This is a genomic window from Moorena sp. SIO3I6 (assembly GCF_010672095.1).
Genome location: NZ_JAAHHU010000430.1, coordinates 1 through 3,568, shown reverse-complemented (window position 1 = coordinate 3,568; position 3,568 = coordinate 1). Strand labels below are relative to the sequence as shown.

Sequence of the window (3,568 nt, the reverse complement as noted above, 5' to 3'; positions counted from 1 at the left end):
AAGCAGGTAGTTAGCAGCTTCTTCTGCGGTGGAAGCGTTTTCTAATAGCTGTGGCAGTAAATCCGGTTGGAGAGTGGTTTCAATTTGGATGTCACCACTGGGGAGAAAGTTACCACCACTCATGGGTGCCCGTACTTCTGGTTTGAGGTTGAATAGTTTTTCGGTGTCGATGCGGTGGTAAAGTTCGGGGGTTACGTGGAAGTTAAGGCGACATTCGATGATTTGCTCGTTTTGTGTGGTGAGAGATAGGGAAGTTGTGGGAATGGTTAAGGGATTGGAGGAGTCGCTTAAGGTTAACTCTTTGTCTAAAGGGAAGTTTTCAGTATAATCATTCATTTTTTTGATAAATTAAAGTAAATCCAGTTGTTGTTAATGGCAGTCCTGGTTTTAGTTCCAGGTTTAGGGCTTTGCTAGTATAGCTGTAAGCTTAAGCGCTACGCGCACGCGTGCGCGTTCAGCTATCAGCGGACTGGAAAAATTAAACCTCAAACTATGGAACAACTCGTCGATGCCTGCTAAAGACCTTTATCATGATACTGTCAAAACCGCCCTGATCAAAGATGGTTGGACTATTACTGATGATCCACTGATTATCAAAATCGGTACCCGTAATGCCTTAGTTGACTTAGGTGCTGAAAAACTGATTGCTGCTGAACGAGGTGCTACAAAAATAGCGGTTGAAGTAAAAACTTTTATCAGCCCTTCTCCTATTAATGATCTTGAAAAAGCATGGGGACAATTCTTTTTATATAGTAGGATACTCAAGAAACGAGATCCTAATCGCCAAATATATCTGGCAGTTGCTCGCAAGATTTTTGAAACATTGTTTGAGGAGGAAGCTGGACAAATTCTGTTGGAAGAACCTGGTTTTCGCCTACTTGTTTTCGATGTAAATATTGAGGAAATTATCGAATGGAAACCACCAATCAACGTTTAGAGCAATGGGGTGAAACCCTAGAAAATATTTTAAAGTATTACGCCAATCTTCCTTACCGCTATGGTGATGTGACAACCTCTGTAATTATCAGTGGCGATCGCAATCATTTTATGCTGCTCGATGAAGGCTGGGAAAATCATCGCCGTGTATATGGTACCATTGTTCATGCTGAAATCCGCGATGGTAAAATTTGGATTCACTACGACGGTATTGAAGATGGTATCACGGATGAATTGGTTGCTTCAGGAGTACCGAAGGATAGGATTGTTCTTGCTTTTCATCCCCCCGAGATTCGTGAACATACTGGGTATGGGGTTGCATAGGGTTTAGCATCGTTATCTGAATCTAATTCACTGCAAAGTCAGTATATTGACGTACAGCAGGTTCTTGAAATGCTAGTACAATATCAGTCTTTGGTACTCCCAATTTGACAAGTTCGTTGGCAAAACCAATTTCAGTTCCATCATGATGTATCCAAATTTTACTATTCTTGATACTCATATGTAGAACACAACCATACATTGGTTGGCGATTCTTCCAACCGGTATAGACAACTTGGTAATGGTCGTGGTCTGAGTCAAAAATTAAGGCAGCTTCAACATCTTCATCAGATGGACTTTTACTGGCATAATCACTCAGAAGTTGTTTAATGTATTGGCGATACTGGATTATTTTTTCCATTCTAAAATCACCTCTTCAGATGGATCATAAACCAAGAGACTGAGCTGAAAACGCTTAACTACTGTTTGCACAAATGGTAGACTAAAGAAAGTCCTTAATGCCCCAACAGGTATTGCCAAAAACAGTTTGAACTCAGGTTTCTCTTGTTCTAAAGCAACTTGGTAATTTAAAAATTGCCCCAGAGCAGTGTGGAACTCAGAAATATTAGAGGGATTGGTGAAGCTTTTGATCTCAACAGCAATTTTTTCATTTCCTTTTGTTGCTGCAAGTAACCTCTCAGCTCCCAAATCTATTTGCATATCAACTCGGCCAGACCGAATCCTGAGAGGATCATCGGTAATTGTCCAGCCCTCTTTTTCTAGTCCGTGCCTTACAGCATTATGAAATACGTCTCTCATTCGCTGGCTATGACGGGAAATCTATGCAAATCTTGATACAAAACCATTATACAATAATGGACTTCCTTTAGAGTTTTGAGTTATTCTGGGTCAGGTTAGCGATTGACCGTAGGTCACGCTACGCGATGAAGCGTTCGCGAAGCGTGGCCAAAGGCCTCAGCTTCCGCTAAGAGCGATCGCAATTATTTTCTGCTGCTCCATGAAGACTGGGAAAATCATCGCCGTGTATATGGTACGTAAGCTATCAGCTATCAGCTCTCAGCTCTCAGCTCTCAGTGATTAGCTCAGAGCTATCAGCTATTAGCTCTCAGCTTTTGAATAAAACAGGTAACCATTTGTTTAATAGTCACAAAAGTCCCAGCGTCGTTCGCACAGCGTGGCCAAACGCGCCCCGCGTGGCCTTTTGGCCAAGGCCAAAGCCTGTGCCACAAAGCAGACGGCTGACCGCTGACCGCTGACCGCTGAATGCTTACTATGGTACGATTGTTCATGCTCAAATCCGCGATGGTAAAATCTGGATTCACTACGACGGTATTGAAGATGGTATCACGGATGAATTAGTTACTTCAGGAGTACCGAACGATAGGATTGTTCTTGCTTTTCATCCCCCCGAGATTCGTGAACATACTGGGTATGGGGTTGGATAGTGTTTGCTTTGGAAGGGCTAGGCTTAAGGAAAATAGTACGGTTTCTTTTGTGTTTATGGTTCAGGTTACTGATTACCTGTACTTTGTTCGAGATGACCAGATTCTCAATAATGAACCGATCATTAAGGGGACTCGAACTCCTGTGAGGGCAGTTGTTGAAACCTGGCGTATGGGAGTTCCTCCGGAAGAAATTCCCATAGGAATGCCTCATCATAAAAAGCTACAATGAATAAATTCCATAGCAATCGCTCTGTATGAGTAGACTACTGGCAATCGAGAAAACGATTTCAAGCTTTCAAGCATTACATGAGCGCTTGGGGTTATGTCGCGCCACTGATGAATCGTTTTTTTCAGAATGGCAGGTATCCTCTATTGAGATATTAGATGATGATAAATCTTTTCTGGACCGTCTCCGGCAGCGATATCATAATTACTACAATGCTGGTCTCTTAACTGAAGGAACGGTGCTTTTATCTATTGTTGCACCACTGCTGGAACGGTTAGAATTTCATGAGCCTCCGTTTTTCGTACAATCTGAGGTTCCTATCAGTCTGGAGGTGGAAGAACACAATGAAGTTTATCGAGGTCGGATAGATGTATTGGTGATTCGCGATCTTGTTTGGATACTGACTGTAGAAGCTAAACGATCTAAGTTTGCGGCGGATATTGCTTTACCACAGTGTTTAGCCTATATGAGTGCTGCACCACGACAACCAAGCTTTGGCATGGTAACGAATGGCAGCGATTTTATCTTCTGCAAGTTGAAGGATAAAGTATACGATTTTTCTGATGCGTTTTCATTATTGTCTCGGCAAAATAAGCTCTACGAGGTTGCGACTATTCTCAAGAAGTTAAAAACCAACAAATTTTCCGACAACTAGAGATTGCTGTTAGCGAAGCGGATG

8 protein-coding genes and 1 pseudogene are annotated in these 3,568 nt (G+C 42.3%); 5 read left to right on the top strand and 4 right to left on the bottom strand.

Going from position 1 to position 3,568, the window contains the following annotated elements:
- Positions 1 to 336: pseudogene (locus tag F6K49_RS37375) on the bottom strand (YbjN domain-containing protein); the annotation flags it as partial.
- Positions 337 to 508: 172 nt separating this feature from the next.
- Between F6K49_RS37375 and F6K49_RS37370 the strand changes: the two are divergent.
- Entirely contained in the window at positions 509 to 937 is a 429-nt protein-coding gene (locus tag F6K49_RS37370; RefSeq protein WP_293063880.1) for a XisH family protein, read from the top strand.
- On the top strand, positions 913 to 1,260 hold the full coding sequence (locus F6K49_RS37365; RefSeq protein ID WP_293063882.1) for a XisI protein: 348 nt from the start codon (positions 913 to 915) through the stop codon (positions 1,258 to 1,260). The genes F6K49_RS37370 and F6K49_RS37365 overlap by 25 nt, the downstream gene beginning before the upstream one ends.
- A gap of 22 nt (positions 1,261 to 1,282) precedes the next feature.
- Here the strand turns inward: F6K49_RS37365 and F6K49_RS37360 are convergent, their stop codons facing one another.
- The 3 genes from F6K49_RS37360 to F6K49_RS37350 form a co-directional block, all read right to left on the bottom strand.
- Positions 1,283 to 1,618, bottom strand: coding sequence for a XisI protein (locus F6K49_RS37360; protein ID WP_293063885.1), 336 nt, complete (start codon positions 1,616 to 1,618; stop codon positions 1,283 to 1,285).
- Positions 1,606 to 2,016 (bottom strand): XisH family protein, encoded by a 411-nt coding sequence (locus F6K49_RS37355; protein WP_293024451.1) that lies wholly within the window; start codon positions 2,014 to 2,016, stop codon positions 1,606 to 1,608. The genes F6K49_RS37360 and F6K49_RS37355 overlap by 13 nt, the downstream gene beginning before the upstream one ends.
- Positions 2,017 to 2,309: 293 nt before the next feature.
- Positions 2,310 to 2,507: a hypothetical protein gene (locus F6K49_RS37350; protein ID WP_293024454.1), complete on the bottom strand. Its 198-nt coding sequence runs from the start codon at positions 2,505 to 2,507 to the stop codon at positions 2,310 to 2,312.
- On the opposite strand from F6K49_RS37350, the gene F6K49_RS37345 reads away from it, so the two are divergent.
- Genes F6K49_RS37345 through F6K49_RS37335 form a run of 3 tightly spaced genes read left to right on the top strand, consistent with a single transcriptional unit; the run spans position 2,478 to position 3,544 of the window.
- A complete protein-coding gene (locus F6K49_RS37345) occupies positions 2,478 to 2,663 on the top strand; it encodes an element excision factor XisI family protein (protein ID WP_366511313.1) in 186 nt (61 codons plus the stop codon). The two genes, F6K49_RS37350 and F6K49_RS37345, sit on opposite strands and share 30 nt — an antisense overlap.
- Entirely contained in the window at positions 2,650 to 2,892 is a 243-nt protein-coding gene (locus F6K49_RS37340) for a DUF433 domain-containing protein (protein WP_293039601.1), read from the top strand. The genes F6K49_RS37345 and F6K49_RS37340 overlap by 14 nt, the downstream gene beginning before the upstream one ends.
- Positions 2,893 to 2,917: 25 nt before the next feature.
- Positions 2,918 to 3,544 (top strand): type I restriction endonuclease, encoded by a 627-nt coding sequence (locus F6K49_RS37335; protein ID WP_293063889.1) that lies wholly within the window; start codon positions 2,918 to 2,920, stop codon positions 3,542 to 3,544.
- Positions 3,545 to 3,568 lie beyond the last annotated feature (24 nt).